We start from the raw sequence: 17,042 nt of genomic DNA, 5'->3' as shown, positions 1-17,042 counted from the left end.
CCTGATCTGATCGATGACCCATGCCCTGACCGTCCTCGGCCCAGCGACGCACTCACCTGGCGTTCAGCACCGATCCCAAGTCCACGACACCGACTGGGACGCCTTCGTGCAGGATCTCGACGGCGCCGGCCTGAAGCGCTACCTGGAGCTGCGGCAGCAGGCCTCCGACAAGTACAAGCCCGGCAAGTAGCCCGTCACGGCGTCCGCCCAATTCCCCGGCAGCAAAGGAATTCGACGTGAAACGACACGTGCTCCCCGCCCTGCTCGCCCTCACGGCCGGTCTGCTGATCGTGCCCGCACCCGCCAACGCCGGCCCAGCGGCCGACACTGTCGCCGGCACTGTCGCCGGCACGGAGCCAGCACCTCAGCAGGTGCTCAGCCCGACGCCGTACCAAGGCTGGAACACCTACTTCGGCCTCGGCGGCGACTTCTCCGAGGAGTCGGTCAAGGGGGTCGCCGACGCCCTGGTCTCGCGCGGCCTGGCTCGGGCCGGCTATGACATCGTCTGGCTCGACGGCGGCTGGCAGGACCCGGAGCCGCGCACCGCCGCCGGCGAACTGCAGCCCGACCGGACCCGCTTCCCGAACGGGCTGAAGCCGCTGGTCGACTACATCCACGCCAAGGGCCTGAAGGCCGGCATCTACACCGACGCCGGACCGTACATCCCCGGCCGGTGCGGAATTGGCAGCGGCGGCTACTACCAGCGCGACGCGGACCAGTTCGCCGCCTGGGAGTTCGACGCGGTGAAGGTGGACTTCCTCTGCGGGATCGCCGCCAACCTGGACCCGAAGACCGTCTTCACCGAGTTCGCGCGGGCGCTGCGGAACAACGCCAGCCACCGGCCGATCATCTTCAACCTGTGTAACCCGGTGACCTCGCCGGACTGGGGCAACTACCCGCCGCAGCAGCAGTCGACGTACTCCTGGACCTATGCGCCGGCGATCGCGCAGTCCTGGCGGACCTACACCGACGTCGGCTTCGTGTATGACATCAAGTTCAAGGACGTGCTGCGCAACTACGACGCGAATGCGCGGCACCCCGAGGTCGCCGGACCCGGTCACTTCAACGACCCGGACTACCTGGGCCCTGAGCTCGGGATGACCGATGAGGAGTTCCGCACCCAGATGACGCTGTGGTCCATGGCCGCCGCGCCGCTGGTGATCGGCAGCGATGTCCGTAAGCTCAGCCAGACCTCCATCGACACGCTCTCCGACCCCGACGTGCTGGCAATCGACCAGGACCCCGCCGGTGTCCAGGCTGTCCGGGTCGGCCCCGCCGGCGCGACGGAGACGTGGGTGAAGCGGCTGGCCAACGGCGACCGGGCCGTGGTGCTGCTCAACCGCGGCGACGGCCCGAAGATCCTGACCACGACGGCTTCCTCGGTCGGCCTCTCCGGGTCGCGGTTCACCCTGAAGAACGCATGGACCAACCAGGTTACCGAGAGCGCCGGCACCGTCAGCGCGGCCGTCGCGGCCCACGGCGCGGCGCTGTTCCGGGTCGGCCCGGCCCGCGGCGTGCCCGGTATCCCGCACGTGACCGCCGGCCTCCCGCAGATCACGAAGGTTGACGCCGTCCCAACTCCGGACGGCACCGCGCCGGTGCTTGCCGGCGGTGACGAGGCGCGGGTCGAGGTCGCCGTACGCAACGACGGCACGCTGCCGGTCTTCGCGCCGAAGGTAAGGCTGGCCACCCCCGCCGGCTGGACGGTCAAACCACTCAGCGGCGCACCGACAGTCCTGCCGCGCGGCAGCGCCGCCACCTTCGCCTTCGCGGTGACGCCCCCGTCCACCGCGGCCACCGGCGAGGCCAGGATGACCGCCACCACGTCGTACGACGTGATGGGACACGGGCGGTTGACACAGACCACGGTCTCGGCGGTGGTGGTCGCGCCGGCGCCGCCCGACGGTGAGGCCGCGCTGTCGCACCACGCGTGGATCAGTGCCACCAGCGGCTGGATGAGCCCGACGATCGATCTCAGCGTCGGCGGCTGGTCGCCGCTGAGTGTGCTCGGCCAGGTGTACCCGACGGGCCTCGGGGTCGCGTCGCCCTCCACGGTCCGTTACTACCTGGGCAGTCAGTGCCGCCGGCTGACCGCGATGGTCGGCATCGACGACGCGGTCCGCAACGTTGGACCGGAGGGCGCGACCGCGACCTTCCAGGTGATCGGCGATGGCCGGGTCCTGTTCGACAGTGGGCTGCTGACCCGTGACGACACCCGCCAGATTGACGTCGATCTGACCAACGTCCGGGTGCTCGACCTGGTGGTGGGCGACGGAGGCGACGGCGGCTACAACGACCGTGCCAACTGGATCGGCCTGAACGCCAGCTGCTGAACCGGGACAGTCGCACCCAGGTGACGGTTCACCTGGGTGCGACCGTCCGGTTCGTTCACCGGCGAGCTCGACGAGGATCTTCATGACATCGGCGCGGCGGAGGGATTCGATCGCGGCGACGGCGTTGTGTAGTGGTACGACGCCGACTTCGCAGGCTGCCACGGATCAGGTCGGGTCGATGACTTCACTGCTCAGTCTGCCTGGATCTTGCCGACGCTCAATGCAACGGTGCCCTACCAGGCATCCTCAGGGCCATGACCGCCAACGTGGACACCAGACAACCGCCCACAGGGCGGCGGCGTACCGACTGAAGTTCGTTGATAGTCTCGGACGCGATCCAACCCGCTGTGTCGTACGCCCACGGGTCGCGACGAACACCCGCAAGGAGATGCCATGCTCAGACGACGGATGCTGCAGGCAGGAATCGCGGTCGGCATGCTCGCCGTTTCCGTATTCGGGTGGAGTTCCGCCGCCAACGCCTCCCCGACCAGCTTCGTCGCCAAGGCGGTGCATTCCGGCGGGGCGGGTGCTGTCGCCGTCCAGGCCACCGGAGGTCTCAGCTGGTACAGCCGGTCCGTCACGGTCACATCGCTGAAGTTCTATGTCAAGGCGGGCGAGTGCGGAAAGCTTTCGGTGATCGGATCGCAAGGGAACTTGGTCGTGGACGCCAAGGGTTGGGACCGCTGCGGCGGAACCACGGGTGGTTGGCAGACGATCGGCAACGTGACGCTGGACGGAAGCGCGGTCTCCGGCGGGATCACCGATGTCACGGTCTACGTGCGAGACGTTGACCACGAAATCGTCGGGTACGCCGATTGCTACCGAGTCAATTCGTCTTGTTACACCGGCCAATACTGATGCACGGCTGACGCCGCCGGCTCGCACCCGGCGAGGTGACCTTCGCCCGCATCAACGACGGCCCCGTAGAAGCCACCACAACCGCACCGCTGCTCCTGCCCGACGGGAACCGACCAGGCACCGGGGCACGCAGGACAACATGCCGAGACAACAGGATGTGGATGCAGTTCCACGACCCCCGCACCTGGTACATCATCGAGATCTGAATGGACCTCTCCGCCCAACAGCGCAACGCCCGACTGCCGCAACAAGCCACCAGCACCTCCCCACGGAGCCAACTATCGATCGCCATCAGGCCCCGTACCGGGCAACCGACGTCCGAACCATCCAGCCGCCACTCGGTCACCCACCGCCCCGGCCAACCCAGGTCCAGCACCAAACCATCCGAGCCGCCGGTGCCTCGATCAGATACGCACAGGTCTTCGAACCCCGCACAAGTGCGACCAGATGACCTGTGACGCCGACACCTGTGCTTCCACACCCAGCAGATCGAACACCAGCGAGACCGATGCCTTGGCGCCCGCGCCGTCCAGGATCGCGTCGACTGTGCGTCGGCCGGTGAGTTTCGCGAACTCGTCCTGGATTGCCTCGACGGACTTGTCCCTGGTGTTGATCCCGTGGTGTGCGCCGTTGTCCACCGCGACGTCCAGCTTGCTGTCAGTGCGACCGAGTGCGATCACCGTCGATCCGCCCGCGAACAGCCGGGCGTACTGGACCGCGTAGGTGCCCAGGCCGCCGATGCCGGTGATGGCGACCGTGCGGCCCGGCCCGAGCTTGCCCGCGTCCCGCAGCTTTTCAACCCGCGGTAGGGGCCCAAGCCAAGGGCGGCGACGTGCCGGACATCTCTCGGCTACGGACGGGCCAGTTCTATTCCGCGGTTGAAGGCGGCTCGTTCGAGAAGATCCGGACCCCGCTGTGCCTGAGCTACCACAAGAGCCCACTCACGACCGAGGAAGTGATCACCCGCGCAAGCCGCCGCGCCTCGTAAGGTGCAAGCCCTTCCGGGTGGATGTCGATCCGGCGGTGGCAGGTGGCAGGTGGCCTGGCTGCAGGATCCTTCCGGCGGTCGCCGAAGCCGCCGCGAACCTTGCATTGCGGATCGACGTCCATGTGGCGCTCGTGTGGGGCTCGATGGCGGCCCACCAGCTGGGTGTCCGGGTGTCCGATCGCCGTGCCGGAGACCCTGCGCGAGCGTTACCGTTCGGCGTCCGACGGGGCGCCCAGCGTCGGGTCGCACGATGGACCGAGCTTGCCGATGGAAGCGCTCAGCAGGTCACGTGGAACAGGCCGACCGCTGTACCGTTCGTTCGGTTCCACACGTTGATCACCTTGGGCGTGGGCAGCAGCACCACCCGGCATTTCCTTCGCTTCAGGTAGGCGGCCGCCTTGGGAGAGAGCTCCACGTTGCCATCCTGGCCGCTGCCCACGATCAAGCGGCGTACGCCGGCCGCCTGTTTGTACGCATATTTGGCCTCTTGCCGCGAGATCATGTGTGACGTGCCGTAGACGGCCTTCGAGAGCTTCTTCTTCCGCTTCTTTACCTGGCCGTCGGGCCGGATGATGACGTCGTGCCTGAAAACGGTTCCCCTGACCGTGATCGAACCGAACCTGGTCCCGTCGATGCGAGGCTTCATCATTCACCTCCACTGCGGCGCCGGAAGGCGGCTCGCCACTCGCGCCGCGTCCCTACCAGCGTACTTCCCTCAGTTCGACGAGTTGGTCAGCGAACGGTTCGTCATCACCGACCCGGTCGAGGCGATCCGCTACGCCGGGCGCACCGCCGAGCGCGCCTGTCAGCGGATTTGGCCGACGACGCCGGACAGCCTGTCGGTCCGTAGTACCCCCTGGTCGATCAGCCACTGCCGGCGGTTGACGGCCGACGGGTTGTAGCGCAACGACGACGCCGTGCAGCTCGCCGAGCGGCCGCCGGAGCGCCCCGTGCCCGACGCTGCGGACACCGTGACCACGGCGCTCGCGGTCCAGGCCGCGCTGGCGAAGCTGGCCCCCGGCAGCGGGCGGTGCTGGTGCTGCGGTACTTCGAGGACCTGACCGAGACGGCCACCGCCGAGGCGATGCGTTGCTCGGTGTCGACGGTGAAGAGCCAGACCCGCGACGCTCTGGCCGCGTTACGCGTCAGAGCGCCCGAGCCGGCCGACCTGGCCCAACCGACGCTGGTAACGTCCGCGTCGAACGGCCGCTGGACCGGGCCGACGTCAAGCCGCAACCACGTGGTCATTGGGGCGTCTGCCCACCGGTCAACGCGATCCTCGCCCAGCTCGCACCCCTCATCGCGCATCAGCCGCCCGGCGCGGAGCTCATCGTCGTGCACGGAGCAGGCCACGCGGCGCCGGCCGCGCTCGCCTATGCCTACCTCAGCGGCGCGCTGCCACTGGACGGTCGATCAGACGTCCCGTGGTCGCGGCAGAGCCTGACAACCCTCGTGACCGGATTTCCGGATCCCGACGGTTCGGCAGCGAGATCACCCCACTCATTCCGGGCGTTCGATACACCGGCGGTCAGTTTGGTCCCGCCCTCGCCGTCGCGCAGGGCATGGCCCTGGACGCCCCAACCAGGCTCGTCGTGCCGCTCATCGGCGACGGCGAATGCGAAACCGGTGCGACCGCCGCCGCGTGGCTCGCCCGCCGTGCCCTGATCGGCACGAGCGTGACCTTCCGGCCGGTCCGTGCCGCCACAGCACCGATCGCGGTCACGGCCGCCGAGAGATCCGCACCCTGAAAGATCCTGTCCGTCTCCACCGGCATCGACTTCCCCACGCAGCCCAGGCGATACAGATCCGGCGCCGCCGACGCCGGCTCGACGAACCTCGACGCTTCACCACCGAGACCGTCTACGCGATCGCCGATCTCCTTGCCCACCAAGCGAAACCGATGCACCTGGCCGACTGGATCCGCGGCCACTGGTCCATCGAGACCAAAACCCACCGGGTCCGCGACGTCACCCACGACAAAGACCGCTCCCAGATCCGAACCGGCACCGGCCGGCACGTCATGGCCGCCCTCCGCCTCGCCGGCGCCACCAACATCGCCGCCGCCAACCGCCACCACGCCCGCAACCCCGACAGGGCACTGGTCCTACTCGGCATCAACGAACGGCTTTGCCGGGGCCCTGCATAATGACTCCTTCGAGGATTTGATCGGGAATGCGGGACATTCTGGTCAGCTGGAGAACGGCTCGATGACGAAGCGGCCGTAGGCGACGAAGACGGCGATCGCGAAGTACGCGGCATCGCCCGCCACGAGCTTGACCTGGCCGAGCCGGCCGCGTGTGATCATCGCGCCGGTCAGGAGCAGGACCCAGCACACGGCGGTGACCGGCACCATGACCGGTGCGATGTCGAGCACTGCGGGCAGAATCAGGCCGACGACGGACAGCAGTTCCAGGCAACCGAGGGTCTTGAGGAACCCGGCGCTGACGCTGTGGGTCCATTCGCCGCCTGGCTGCGCGGCGAGCTTTTCCTTGGATAGGGTGCAACGATGCACGCCGCTGCTGGCCGACGCGGCCCGGTTCTGCCGGCATGCGCCCGGTGACAGATGGTTCGTCGACGAAACCTACGTCAAGGTCAACGGTGTCTGGCGGTACGTGTATCGCGCTGTCGACCAGGACGGCCAGGTCATCGACGTGCTCGTCTCCGCCCGCCGCGACGCCGCCGCGGCACGCCGGTTCTTCCGCCGGGCGCTGGCCACGCTGAAGGTCACACCGAGCGAGGTCGTCACCGACGCGGCACCGGTGTACCCCGGCCGTCCTCGACGAGCTGGTGCCGTCGGCGTGGCACCACGTCGAACGCCATGCCAACAACCGGATCGAGGCCGATCGCGGCCAGCTGAAGCACCGGCTAGACCGATGCGCGGCTTACGCACCGAACGGACCGCACAGACGATCGTCGCTGGACGCGTTCATGCAGAACCTCAGACGCGGGCCCTACGAACTCCGTCTCGACGCCCCGCGCGGGCTCCGCGTCGCCGCAGCGTTCACCGAGCTCGCCGGGGCCATCTGAGCCGGCAGAGAATCGGACTCGCCGCGTCATCCGATCGAACAACGCATCGGCGCCCACCAGTTGGCGGACGTTCCTGCGGGCCCAGGCATCCGGGCTGCTGGCGACCGACTTCTTCCACATCGACACCATCACATTGCGGCAGTTGTACGTGCTGCTTGTCGTGGAGATCAGCACGCGGCGGGTGCACATCCTCGGTGTTACCGCGCACCCGACCGCCGCCTGGACCAGCCAGCAGGCCGCAATCTGGTGCTGGACCCTGGTGACCGTATGACCCGGTTTCGGTTCCTGGTCCGTGACCGCAACGCGAAGTTCGCCCCCAGCGTTCGACGCCGTCTTCGCCGCGCAGGACATCGAGCTTCACCGTTCAAGCCTGCCCGACCTGGGCAACGCTCAACGCATCGGACCCGTTCGGGCCCGCCACATCGTCCTTCATGACCCACGCGGAGATTTGATACATTCCCATATGTCGCTTCCTGTAAGCCCGTGCTCGCACGGTCACCCCCGAGACAAGGACGGCACATGAGAATCATCCGTGGCGCACTGGCCGCCACCGCCGCGACACTCACGGCTCTCACCCTGTCCGCGGCGCCCGCCAGCGCCGATATCGCACCGCCCCAGCCCTTCTACGCCGACTCCACGAGCTCCTTCGACACCTGCCCCCACGGGAGCACCAAAGGAACCCTCCTGTGGCGCACGCCTGGACCCGTCGCGCCCTTCGCGGTTGATGTCAGCGGCGAGGTCGTCGACCGGCCAATCGTCGCCAGCTCCACACCGGGCTGCGCCCCCGACGACTACTCCAGCACGGCAATCTTCACCGCGTACAGCGGCAGCGCCGTCGTCGGCTCCAAGACGGTGACGGTCGACAACGGCGTCAAGAGATTCCAGTTCACCCTCGGCGGCACCAGCACCACCACCTCGGTCCTTACCCGACTGACGGTCCAGGTGTGCCGCAATCCGGTGCACACCCTGCCACCGAGCTACTGCGGCACGACCGTCACCTACCTGGGATAACAGACTTCGTCGATGCCGCCGGGCTGGTGCTCCGCCATCTGCCCGGCGGCATCTGTCGTGGTGTGGGGTCCGTCCCCGTTGTGCCATCCATCGTGGTTCACCGCGTCGGCGCCAGTTGGACCCGGCGCAGCAGCTGGGCGTTGAGTGCGACCACGATCGTCGAGACGGTGCGAGGGCGCCGTTGTGGGATCGACGGACGGCGTTGAACCGTATCGGGTCCGCGGTCAGATTGCGTGGGGGCTCCGTTGCATTGAGCGTTGGCACGCTTGACCGGTGAAGCTGTCGACCCCTCGTCGCCCGTGGCTGCCTCCGAAGTCGGCGTTCGCTGGGTTCCGGTTCCCACCGGAGGTGATCGTCGTGGCGGTGCGTTGGTATCTGCGGTTCAACGAACTCGCCCACGCGATCTGACCGATGACCCGGACACGGGTCAACCGCGTCCGCCGATCCCCGCAACGCAACGCCGCCTTTGCGAGCCCGACAGGTTCGGCAGGACGTTGCACGGGTTGGCATGACGGAAACCGATTCTCCGCCATTCCCCGACGAGGACCGCACGACGAGCGTCGTGCTGAGCAAGATCCTGCTCCCGGTCGAGGACGAGCACGGGCGTATCGGTGTCAGCGGGCGGCTGGGCTGGACGGTTGGCCGGTCGTTGGACGGTGGGTCCTGCTCCTGACCGGCGCGATGATCACACGCGGCCGGCTCGGCCAGGTCAAGCTCGTGGCGGGCGATGCCGCGTACTTCGCGATCGCCGTCTTCGTCGCCTACGGCCGCTTCGTCATCGAGCCGTTCTCCAGCTGACCAGAATGTCCCGCATTCCCGATCAAATCCTCGAAGGAGTCATTATGCAGGGCCCCGGCAAAGCCGTTCGTTGATGCCGAGTAGGACCAGTGCCCTGTCGGGGTTGCGGGCGTGGTGGCGGTTGGCGGCGGCGATGTTGGTGGCGCCGGCGAGGCGGAGGGCGGCCATGACGTGCGGGCCGGTGCCGGTTCGGATCTGGGAGCGGTCTTTGTCGTGGGTGACGTCGCGGACCCGGTGGATTTTGGTCTCGATGGACCAGTGGCCGCGGATCCAGTCGGCCAGGTGCATCGGTTTCGCTTGGTGGGCAAGGAGATCGGCGATCGCGTAGACGGTCTCGGTGGTGAAGCGTCGAGGTTCGTCGAGCCGGCGTCGGCGGCGCCGGATCTGTATCGCCTGGGCTGCGTGGGGAAGTCGATGCCGGTGGAGACGGACAGGATCTTTCAGGGTGCGGATCTCTCGGCGGCCGTGATCGCGATCGGTGGTGCGGTCGGCGACAGGAACGAGTCGCCAGGGCAGGCTGGCCAGTTGCTGCTGCAGGCTGGGCTGGTTGCCTCTGACGGTCAGGATCCAGTGGCAACAGCCGTCGATGGTGGGTGCTGTCGGGCGGTCATCGCGTCGGCCGCACGGTAAATGCCTGTCATGACCTTGGCGAGGCTCGATCCTCAGATGACATAGGGCGAGGTCAGCGACTCGGTTCCGTCCGAGCGCGTCTCCGTTCCTAAACCGTGTGCCGGACGGGGGACCAGTTGGGGACCACACGTGGTGCGCGTTCACGGACATCGCGCGCTCGGCTGCACAGCTTGATCGTGGGCATACCGTCCGGCCGCGATCCGGTGGCCCAGCCGAGCCAGTTCACCTTGCACGCGGCGATGGCCCCAGGTCGGGTTCTCCGCGGACAGACGCAGCACCAGATCCCGCAGTTCCCGGTCGACCGGGCGAACTCCGTACAAAAACCGCACGTCACGGCCGAGAACCGAGTGTACGAGCCAGACAGGGCGACGCTCTGTCTTTTCGTTGTACGCGTGACCGCCTTCATCCGCGAGCACGCCGCGGCCTTCACCCCGAAACAGGGCTGACCGTCGCAGGCGAGCGCGGGCCCGCCGATGATGCTGGCGGGCCCGCGCTCTGGGGGGGAGGAGGAAGGTCAGATGCCGGCGTAGCTGTTGGCGATCTCCCGATCGTTGAGCACGCCCTGATACACGTGGACGTCGTCGATCGTGCCGTGGAAGGTCCACAGTGGATTGGTCGACTTGTTGCCGATCAGCAGGCTGGCCGGGGTGGTGTCGCCGTAGGCGCCGTGCCCCGCGTAGGCCTGCCGCACGCCGTTGACGTACAGCTGGATGTCGCCGGTCGCCGCGTTGAACACGCCCGCCAGATGGACCCATTCGCCGGTGACGGAGGCGGTGTCGGAGTTGGACTCGATGCCGACGAATCCGCCGGACCCGTTGGGTTGGAACATGGTGAGGCCCCACCGGTGGTCCCACCCGCGGTACATCAGGATGAACGGCCCTTGGGTGACCACGCCCTGGTCGGCGTTGGTGATCGTGTCGAGCTTCGCCCAGGCGGTGAACGTCATCGAGTCGCCGGTGCGCAGCACCGGCCGGTCGACGTCGTCGGCGGTGCTCTGCGTGCCCTTGTCGTCACGGGTGGAGGAGAAGCCGCCGTTGAACCTGACACCGCCGTTGCCGTCGTGCGAATCGTTGGTGAGCCACCCCGGGGTGGTGGCCGGATCCCCGTTCCAGGCCGGGTCGAGGGTCCAGTTCGGCACCAGGGTCGACTTGCGGCTGAACACCGACCCGTCCGGGCTGTCGCCGCAGTAGCACTCGCCGTCGGGGAACTGCCACGAACCCACCTCCAGTGGCCGCGTCAGGCCGGCCCGCGCCGGGACACCCTTGGCCGCGTCGGCGTTCGTGCCGTTGATGTCGTCGGCGACCAGTACCCGGTTCCAGACCCTCGCGTCGGCGATCTCACCTTGGAAATAGCCGGCGGAGAGGTCTTGCCAGCGGTGCCGGCCCAGGACGACAGGACCGGTCGCGCGGGGGGTGGCGTCGTGCGCCGTCGCCCACGCGGGCGGCACGGCCGTGGTGCCGACCTGCACACCGTCGACCCACAGGCTGGTCTGGTTCTGCGCGTCGTCGTACGTGCCGACCAGCAGCGTCCATCGGCCCGGCACCGCAGAGTTGGCGGCCGACGTCACGTTGACGTGCGAGGGCGTCGGCACGTTCCGGTCGGCCACCTGCAAGCGGTACGCCTTGAGCTGGCAGTCGAAGTTGACCGCGAACGCGCTGGCGTGGTTGTCGGCGGCGACAGGGCTCGCGTCCATCGACATGACGCTGTAGTTCCCGGACGTACACCACGGCGGCGCCGTCTTGACCCACACCGCGATGCTGAACGAGCCGGACGTGTCCAGGGCCGGCACCTGCTGGGTGGCCTGGCTGCTGGTGCCGGCGAACGTCGCCGCGTTGGCGCCGACGTACCGTGCGCCGGGCGTCCAGCTCACGCCGGTCGTGGTCAGCGCCCCGCCGGAGACTTGATCGGTGAAGCCGTGGCCGTTGATGCTGTCCAGGGGCCAGTGCGCCAGCGGCGCCGACGGGGCGCCGACCAGGATGTTGTAGACGGTGGTCGGACTGGTGCGGCCCGATCCGTCCACACTGGACACGGTGAGCTTGTTGATGCCGTAGTGCGGAGGCGTCAGCATGATGGTCGGCGAGGCCGCACCCGGTGCCACTGTCACGTTCTCCGATGGCGCGTCCCAGCCGTAGACGTACTTGACGACGTCCTGACCATCCGGGCCGGCGGGCTCGCTGAACTGGAAGGCGCCCCCGACCCCCGCACCGCCCCGCGGGGTGCAGGCGCCCATGTTGCCCGGGTCGCAGCCGGTGTACACCGGTGCCGAGCCCGACGCCACCGGGGTCACCACCGGTGCGGGTGGTGCCGTCGTGTCGACGGTGAACGTGCACCACGGTGACCAGGGTGATGTGTCGGTGCCGTCATTGGTCTGCACGCGGAACTGGTACTGCTTGCCTTCCGCGGCAGCACCGAGGCTGACCGTCACGGCACCGTTGTTGTTGGCGGGCTTTGCCGGTCCGGCAAGGGTCGTCACGCCCCCGGACGGCAGCTGCTGCCACTGGAAGGTCGAGCTGAGCGTGTCCGCGCCGTCGGCGTCGACGTACTGCGCCTGCAGCACCGGCGTGTTCGTGCCGACGAAACCGCCGCAGGCGACCTGGCCCTGGTGCGGCGAGAGGTTCGCAGGAGTGCCCGGGACCGTGTTGTAGGTGATGCTCATGGTGGTGCGGTAGTCGACGTAGAACTTCTTCCACCGACTGTCGGCGGATTCGTTGGCGCCGTTGGAGTCGCAGGCGCACAGGCCGACGGTGTAGATCTCCCAGCCCTGGGTGGCGGCGGTTTGTACGTCGGCGCGCATGGTTTCGCTGCCGAAGGTCATGAGCATGTCGGGTTGGCCGGTGGTGCAGCCGCCGGCTTTGTTGGCGTGGCCGTATGCGGTGGCGAGGTAGGGGGAGCCGGCGCCGAGGGGGTGCGATCCCCAGCTCATGCGTCCGCCGTTGCCGACGTTGATGGTGGCGGCCCGGAAGAGGCTGGTGGGGGTGTCGGTGCAGGCGTAGGAGTGCCAGAGTTCGATGGAGAACGACGCGGCAGTGACGTGTTTGCCTTTGTACGTCTGTCCCCCGTAGGTGGTGGGAAACTCGAAGAAGCCGCGGTAGAGCCTGCCGTCACCGCCGTAGGTAGGCGGGTTGTAGCCCACCCGCGCCTTGTCGTTGGGGCCGTAGTCGGCGTCCAGCGACCGCGTGTACGCCCATTTGGTGTCCGTCGGCCCGATCTGCGGGTCGATGAACAGCGGGAACGTGGCGGTCGAGCTGCGCAGCAGAGCGGTGTCGGGACGCAGCAGCACGGCACGACCGTCGGCGTCGGCGGAGACCGCGATGGATGCGGTGCGGGCCGTCGCCCCGGGCCGGTGCTCTGTCGACACCAGCTCGGCCGTCGGTGCCTGCCGCAGCGCCGACAGTTGCGCCGCGCTGGCCTGGATCTCGCCGCCGGCGCCGGGGTTGACGGTGGAGTCCCACATGAATGCCTCGGACGCGACCGCGATCGTGCGGCCGGCCTGGTTGCGGAACGCCACCCGCCCACCCGTCGCCGTGCGGGCCAGCGCGTCGCCGCCGACGTCGTAGCGGATGCTCGCCAGCTCCGGGTTCGCCGCGGCCGCCGCGGTCTTCACGACGAGCACGTGGGTGAACCCGGTCGGGGTGGCCGTCGCCCGCAGGTCGATGTCGGGCAGCACGTTGCGGTACACCGCCGACGAACCGTCGATCAGCGGCGCCGGCAGCGCCACCGGCGCCGGCGTCGGCAGCGACCGGGACAGCGCCAGCGACAGCGTCGACCCGCCGGCGCGGTAGGTGACGAACGGGCCGGTGCCGCCGGCGGAGAACACCACGTCCGACACCGCCGCGATGGGTGCCGGTGAGCCGTCGGGCCGGGCGCGCAGGTTGGTGTCGACCGCAGCCCAGGATCCGTCGGTACGGTGGACGCGGGCCGGTACCGCGCTTGACGTGAAGGTGGAGGTGCCGTCGGCGTTGGCGAAGACCTGGGTGTATTCGCTGCGGCCGGAGAGGACCTCGACCCGGCCTCCGCAGGCTTTGGCCGCCGCGGCGGCGGCCCGTTCGTCGGGCTTGCCGGCGGAGCACGGCGGTGCCGCGGCCGCCGGGGTCGATGCTGCACCGGCCGTGACCAGTAGGCCGGCCAGGAGCGTCGATACCGCGATTATGTGCACGCGAATGGAACGCCCTAAAATGGACGTGATCATGGACAGCCCCCGTTCGAAGAAATCAAACGCCGCAGAGCGTAGGGCAGCAATCGGTGGGCGGCAATCCCCGATGGATATATAGGTATCGTGATGACTAACGGTTCGATTCCGACAAAAGCGCGCTGCCTCCTGTGTACGCTAGCCTTCTACTCAGCGGCTACTGTCCCTCTACTCTTCGGCTCACCAGTGCCGTCGGCCGGTCTGCGGGCAAGGCGGGCGACGCGGAATTGCCGAATAGTTGAGGTATGACACGGCCATTGCGAGACGGATGCGCTGGCCCTGCCGTATGACCGCGTATCGATTCGTTGAGGGGGGATCAATGGCGTCGACACCCCCGTGCGAATCGCACGTCCATAGGACGTGACAAACGCATGCGGTCATCGACGGACGCTTTCACGGGGAGGGTGCATGTCTGGTCTGCATGGCTCAACACGAGGTGGCGGGTCAGGGCGGTGTAGCGGCGGACCTGGGAGGGACGTCGTGGCTGGCGGGGTGGGTCCAGGTTCCCGATTGGACGGCGACCTGGTAGGTCGCGTCAAAGGCGACCCACCAGGTCGGTCATGAGGCGCTGCGCCGTCGGCGCGAACGTCGTCAGGGCCTGCGCGACGGCGTCCCGCCTGTCCGCCGGTCCGGTGCTGTCGTCCCACCCGGCGGTGAGGTCCAGGATCGCGTTGTTGTCGCGGACCCTGCAGTGGACGAAGTAGGCGCGGCCGTCGTACTGCTCGAGGCAGAACGCCTCGTCGGCGATCCCCGGCATCTCCCGGTACGCCTTCGGCCAACCCGAATCCGTGGAGCGGTTGATCGCACCCTGTCGCTCGTCGCGGAACTGGGCCTCGGCCCGTTCGGCCGCGTCGCGCAACCGCGTGCGTTGGAACAGGGTGCTCGTGACGGTGAACGACGTGCCGCCGGCCGACCAGGCGCACGAGCCGGGCACGGCGCCGGGGACGCCGGCCGCGACCCCGGCGCACATGTCCGGCAACGTCCGGTGCTTGCCCGGGTTTCGAGTCCAGGCCCATGCGCCGCTCGCCGCCGCGGCGATCACGCCGATGGCGGCGAGCATCGCGAGCCTGGTGGGCGCGGCGTCCGGCGTTGGTGGCGTTGAGATCGTCAGTGACGCGTCGTCCCCCATGGATTGCGCCGGATCAGGTCCCCACGGCGCCGGCGGTCATGTTGATGGTGGTGCCTGTAACGGTACGGGCCGAATCCGCGTGCTGATCCGCAGCCTCAGGACAACGCTCAGCTGCCCGCGGGCACTGGCCACCGTCATATTGATCTGAAAGCCTCCGCCAAGGGCCGAAAGGCCACCACTATCGACGACGCCGACACCAAAGGTCAAACCGATCGACCGATCCCAACTCCCCCAAAAGAGGGAACCTTCGACACTGCGGTTATGGAATATGTGGGACGGCGCATGCATGATAGTTGGACACTTACGACGCACAATGGATCGGTGGAGCCTTGATCGAAACGGATCGCCACACAATCTATCTGGCGTGCTCCTGGCAGCCCAGGCATGAGGCATTGAACTTGTTCGTGGCACGCAAGCTCATGAACGAGCATGGTTTTTTGCTGGTCGGCGATCATCAAGGCTATCGCAGGATCCCGCATCCCCGAGGTCTAAACTTTCGAGACCGCGTCGACGAGGTGTTGGGCGACTGTTCGGGAATGGTAGCGATTCTACCCAAGCGCGACTCGCTGCAGACCACGACGCCGAATATCTTCGTTGAAATGCTGCTAGCAATCCAACACGGCATTCCGGTGCTTCTAATATGCGAGGAAGGCGTTGCAATCGCCCGAACGGAAGAAGCCGGAGCTGTTACGTTACGCTTTGGCTCGGCTGACGGCGGGACCCGTCGGACCGCGACCGTCAGCCACGTCTCTCCAAACTCCTACGACCTAGATCTTATACGCAGTTCGGACACCCTTAATGTCGGCAACCCGATGTTTCTCAACAGGCCCCTAATGCTGCCGCACGATCCCTCGATTCGAGACGAAGTTCTGGGGGGCGAGCTGGCAGCGGTTGTCACTGGCTTTGCGAACAGCTTCATACCACAGCGAAACCCGGCTTTCGTATTCATCATTTCCCGCTACGAGAAGGAACCCGAGCGTAGAGTCATTGCACATACAGTGTTGAAGGAGACCGGCCTTACTTGCCGAAACGGATCGGACCCATGGGGCGGTGCGCCGTACGGCCACTCCAAGATCGCCGACAAGATCCGGAATGCGAGATTCGTCATCGCAGATCTTTCGGAGAACTCCGGCGCCTGCGTGTTCGAAACTGGTCTCGCCGTAGGTGCGGCGACGCCGACGTTTGTCGTCACCAGCACGCCGAAGCAGCGAATGACCTACGGACCTGACAAACTACCGCGCATCGCTTACCAAAACTTGAACGAACTTGAGGAGGCTGTGCGAACCCACTGCCTACCATACTTAAGACGCGTATTCAATTCCGAAATATCGGATTCGGCGAGCTATCCTCAACAAGCCGAGGTTACCTCCGGCCGGAAGCGCCTTGTCCTGCTTGTGCATGGAATACGTACGCAAGCCGAGTGGCAAGAGATGGTCAAGTCAACACTGGGACAACTCCCCGATACGGTGGTCGAACCTGTCAAGTATGACTACCTCGATGTAGTTCGATTCTGGTTTCCTTTCTTCACTCGAAATGCCCCAATAAGAGTTGTGCGATGGAAGATTGAGGCGGCAATTTCCGCCCATCCGGATCGGGACATAACAGTGATCGCACACAGCTTCGGAACCTACGCGATAAGTCGACTTCTTCGGGAGGTTGCAACACTCCGACCACAGCGCCTGATCCTGTGCGGCTCGATAATCCGCCGAAATTACCGATGGGATCGCATCGACAGTGCTCTCCAGGTGGTTAACGAATGTGGACGTCGCGACATTTGGCCAGTCCTCGCAACGAGCCTCACTGTCGGCTACGGACCCTCAGGGACATTCGGTTTTGGAACGCCAGGGGTCCACGACAGATTCCATGACTTCAGTCACAGTGAATATTTTAATCAGTCTTTTGTCGAACAGTACTGGAAGCCATTTGTGCACCGTGGCACCGTCGTTGGGCGCCAGTTCGACGATCGCCGACATCCGATCTGGATGTCGCAGATCACCACTTGGATATTTCGCTTAGCATTGGTCTTTGCCGTACTGGCATTGCTGTGGGTTGTCGTCTGGCCAACGCCGTAATATCCGA

Annotated in this window: 19 protein-coding genes and 3 pseudogenes; 16 read left to right on the top strand and 6 right to left on the bottom strand. The window is 66.9% G+C overall.

Features of this window, described 5'->3' with window-relative positions:
• The first annotated feature begins 13 nt into the window (after positions 1-13).
• The 3 genes from ACFPIJ_RS33085 to ACFPIJ_RS33075 all read left to right on the top strand — a co-directional run bounded on the left by ACFPIJ_RS33085 (position 14) and on the right by ACFPIJ_RS33075 (position 3,191).
• Positions 14-190: a hypothetical protein gene (locus ACFPIJ_RS33085; RefSeq protein ID WP_380120878.1), complete on the top strand. Its 177-nt coding sequence runs from the start codon at positions 14-16 to the stop codon at positions 188-190.
• A 46-nt stretch (positions 191-236) separates the two neighbouring features.
• Positions 237-2,333 (top strand): NPCBM/NEW2 domain-containing protein, encoded by a 2,097-nt coding sequence (locus ACFPIJ_RS33080; protein ID WP_380120876.1) that lies wholly within the window; start codon positions 237-239, stop codon positions 2,331-2,333.
• A 393-nt stretch (positions 2,334-2,726) separates the two neighbouring features.
• Complete coding sequence (locus ACFPIJ_RS33075) at positions 2,727-3,191, top strand: hypothetical protein (RefSeq protein WP_380120874.1); 465 nt, start codon at positions 2,727-2,729, stop codon at positions 3,189-3,191.
• A 404-nt stretch (positions 3,192-3,595) separates the two neighbouring features.
• Here ACFPIJ_RS33075 and ACFPIJ_RS33070 read toward each other — a convergent pair whose 3' ends face one another.
• Entirely contained in the window at positions 3,596-4,132 is a 537-nt protein-coding gene (locus ACFPIJ_RS33070) for a zinc-binding dehydrogenase (protein ID WP_380120871.1), read from the bottom strand.
• A 324-nt stretch (positions 4,133-4,456) separates the two neighbouring features.
• On the bottom strand, positions 4,457-4,825 hold the full coding sequence (locus tag ACFPIJ_RS33065; RefSeq protein ID WP_380120869.1) for an MTH938/NDUFAF3 family protein: 369 nt from the start codon (positions 4,823-4,825) through the stop codon (positions 4,457-4,459).
• Between ACFPIJ_RS33065 and ACFPIJ_RS33060 the strand changes: the two genes are divergently transcribed.
• The 5 genes and pseudogenes from ACFPIJ_RS33060 to ACFPIJ_RS33040 all read left to right on the top strand — a co-directional run bounded on the left by ACFPIJ_RS33060 (position 4,812) and on the right by ACFPIJ_RS33040 (position 6,325).
• Positions 4,812-5,081 (top strand): hypothetical protein, encoded by a 270-nt coding sequence (locus ACFPIJ_RS33060; RefSeq protein WP_380120867.1) that lies wholly within the window; start codon positions 4,812-4,814, stop codon positions 5,079-5,081. The two genes, ACFPIJ_RS33065 and ACFPIJ_RS33060, sit on opposite strands and share 14 nt — an antisense overlap.
• A gap of 128 nt (positions 5,082-5,209) precedes the next feature.
• A pseudogene (locus ACFPIJ_RS33055) lies at positions 5,210-5,263 on the top strand (hypothetical protein); the annotation flags it as partial.
• Positions 5,264-5,268: 5 nt separating this feature from the next.
• Positions 5,269-5,568: pseudogene (locus ACFPIJ_RS33050) on the top strand (phosphoketolase family protein); the annotation flags it as partial.
• A gap of 35 nt (positions 5,569-5,603) precedes the next feature.
• Positions 5,604-5,927 (top strand): phosphoketolase family protein, encoded by a 324-nt coding sequence (locus ACFPIJ_RS33045; RefSeq protein ID WP_380120865.1) that lies wholly within the window; start codon positions 5,604-5,606, stop codon positions 5,925-5,927.
• 152 nt (positions 5,928-6,079) lie between these two features.
• Positions 6,080-6,325 carry a hypothetical protein gene (locus ACFPIJ_RS33040; protein WP_380120864.1) on the top strand — a complete coding sequence of 82 codons (246 nt, stop codon included), beginning with the start codon at positions 6,080-6,082 and terminating at the stop codon, positions 6,323-6,325.
• Between the two features lie 42 nt (positions 6,326-6,367).
• On the opposite strand, the gene ACFPIJ_RS33035 is transcribed toward ACFPIJ_RS33040, so the two are convergent.
• Positions 6,368-6,691, bottom strand: coding sequence for a DoxX family protein (locus tag ACFPIJ_RS33035; RefSeq protein WP_380120862.1), 324 nt, complete (start codon positions 6,689-6,691; stop codon positions 6,368-6,370).
• Here ACFPIJ_RS33035 and ACFPIJ_RS33030 point away from each other — a divergent pair.
• From ACFPIJ_RS33030 to ACFPIJ_RS33010, 5 genes and pseudogenes are all read left to right on the top strand, one after another.
• Positions 6,678-7,040: pseudogene (locus ACFPIJ_RS33030) on the top strand (DDE-type integrase/transposase/recombinase); the annotation flags it as partial. The gene ACFPIJ_RS33035 and the pseudogene ACFPIJ_RS33030 overlap by 14 nt on opposite strands.
• Positions 7,041-7,348: 308 nt before the next feature.
• Entirely contained in the window at positions 7,349-7,477 is a 129-nt protein-coding gene (locus tag ACFPIJ_RS33025; protein WP_380120953.1) for a hypothetical protein, read from the top strand.
• 248 nt (positions 7,478-7,725) lie between these two features.
• Positions 7,726-8,217, top strand: a complete 492-nt coding sequence (locus ACFPIJ_RS33020) for a hypothetical protein (RefSeq protein WP_380120860.1) — start codon at positions 7,726-7,728, stop codon at positions 8,215-8,217.
• Positions 8,218-8,490: 273 nt separating this feature from the next.
• Positions 8,491-8,625: a hypothetical protein gene (locus ACFPIJ_RS33015; RefSeq protein WP_380120951.1), complete on the top strand. Its 135-nt coding sequence runs from the start codon at positions 8,491-8,493 to the stop codon at positions 8,623-8,625.
• 100 nt (positions 8,626-8,725) lie between these two features.
• Positions 8,726-8,890: a hypothetical protein gene (locus tag ACFPIJ_RS33010; protein WP_380120858.1), complete on the top strand. Its 165-nt coding sequence runs from the start codon at positions 8,726-8,728 to the stop codon at positions 8,888-8,890.
• Between the two features lie 167 nt (positions 8,891-9,057).
• On the opposite strand, the gene ACFPIJ_RS33005 is transcribed toward ACFPIJ_RS33010, so the two are convergent.
• The gene (locus ACFPIJ_RS33005) at positions 9,058-9,303 is read right to left on the bottom strand and encodes a hypothetical protein (RefSeq protein WP_380120857.1); all 246 of its coding nucleotides are present in this window, start codon (positions 9,301-9,303) and stop codon (positions 9,058-9,060) included.
• Positions 9,304-9,315: 12 nt separating this feature from the next.
• Between ACFPIJ_RS33005 and ACFPIJ_RS33000 the strand changes: the two genes are divergently transcribed.
• Both ACFPIJ_RS33000 and ACFPIJ_RS32995 read left to right on the top strand, forming a co-directional pair.
• Positions 9,316-9,645: a hypothetical protein gene (locus ACFPIJ_RS33000; protein ID WP_380120855.1), complete on the top strand. Its 330-nt coding sequence runs from the start codon at positions 9,316-9,318 to the stop codon at positions 9,643-9,645.
• A 176-nt stretch (positions 9,646-9,821) separates the two neighbouring features.
• Positions 9,822-10,091 (top strand): hypothetical protein, encoded by a 270-nt coding sequence (locus tag ACFPIJ_RS32995; RefSeq protein WP_380120852.1) that lies wholly within the window; start codon positions 9,822-9,824, stop codon positions 10,089-10,091.
• Between the two features lie 68 nt (positions 10,092-10,159).
• Here the strand turns inward: ACFPIJ_RS32995 and ACFPIJ_RS32990 are convergent, their stop codons facing one another.
• Positions 10,160-13,801: a LamG domain-containing protein gene (locus tag ACFPIJ_RS32990; protein WP_380120850.1), complete on the bottom strand. Its 3,642-nt coding sequence runs from the start codon at positions 13,799-13,801 to the stop codon at positions 10,160-10,162.
• Between the two features lie 568 nt (positions 13,802-14,369).
• On the bottom strand, positions 14,370-14,963 hold the full coding sequence (locus ACFPIJ_RS32985) for a hypothetical protein (protein ID WP_380120848.1): 594 nt from the start codon (positions 14,961-14,963) through the stop codon (positions 14,370-14,372).
• Between the two features lie 293 nt (positions 14,964-15,256).
• Here ACFPIJ_RS32985 and ACFPIJ_RS32980 point away from each other — a divergent pair, with 293 nt between their 5' ends.
• Positions 15,257-17,035, top strand: a complete 1,779-nt coding sequence (locus ACFPIJ_RS32980) for a hypothetical protein (protein ID WP_380120846.1) — start codon at positions 15,257-15,259, stop codon at positions 17,033-17,035.
• Positions 17,036-17,042: the final 7 nt, after the last annotated feature.

The sequence above is a fragment of the Dactylosporangium cerinum genome (genome assembly GCF_042653625.1).
Taxonomy (GTDB): Bacteria; Actinomycetota; Actinomycetes; order Mycobacteriales; family Micromonosporaceae; genus Dactylosporangium; species Dactylosporangium cerinum.
The sequence above is the reverse complement of the archived record's forward strand: the minus strand, read 5'-3'. Positions and strand labels throughout refer to the sequence as shown.